A 582-nucleotide genomic window follows, 5' to 3' on the forward strand; every position below is an offset into this window, starting at 1 on the left:
ATCAATCCCGCGTTTGGTTCCGAGGCAGTCAGGACGGACGTATCCGGTGCATTCGGCTATATGACTCAGACCCCCGAAGGTCGTTCCCGCTTCCGTTCGATAACACCGCAAGAGGTAGTCGGCGGGTATTGGGAGTCACAGCAGGTTGCTGACGGCAAATGGTCCCCGCTCAAGAGTCATCGGAAGCGCTATCCGCAAGGTACGGGACGAGGGACGTGGGCATTGCGCCTCTCTATGACGGAGCGGGTCGATGACGAAGCGCACCAGGAGCAGCGGGTGTTTGCAATTGTGTCGTTCCGAGCGTTGGCTCCGGATGTTGACATCTACTCAACCGGCGTGCGTGAGGTGAATCGGCTTGGATACGTGAACAAGGTGATGGCGCCCGCAACGCGCCTTCGTGTCGACGGATGAAGCGGTGCGACCTTGCCCGAGAATTCTCACCGTGCGGAGTCGTTCTCGAGCTACCCGCCACGAACTCTCCACTTACAGGTCGAGAGATCGCCCCGCGAACCCTGCCCACGTTCTGACATAGGTGAAGTCGACGACCCATCGGCGGTTCGGTGCGGCCGCGGTGAAGTGAAC

General features: G+C 60.1%; 1 protein-coding gene. It reads left to right on the forward strand.

Annotated features, from left to right (window positions below):
- Nucleotides 1–411, forward strand: a 411-nt coding sequence (locus WDJ51_RS00510; RefSeq protein ID WP_337850460.1) for a hypothetical protein, incomplete at its 5' end; no start/stop codon positions are given.
- Nucleotides 412–582 lie beyond the last annotated feature (171 nt).

This window comes from Rathayibacter sp. YIM 133350, from assembly GCF_037404875.1.
GTDB lineage: Bacteria > Actinomycetota > Actinomycetes > Actinomycetales > Microbacteriaceae > Orlajensenia.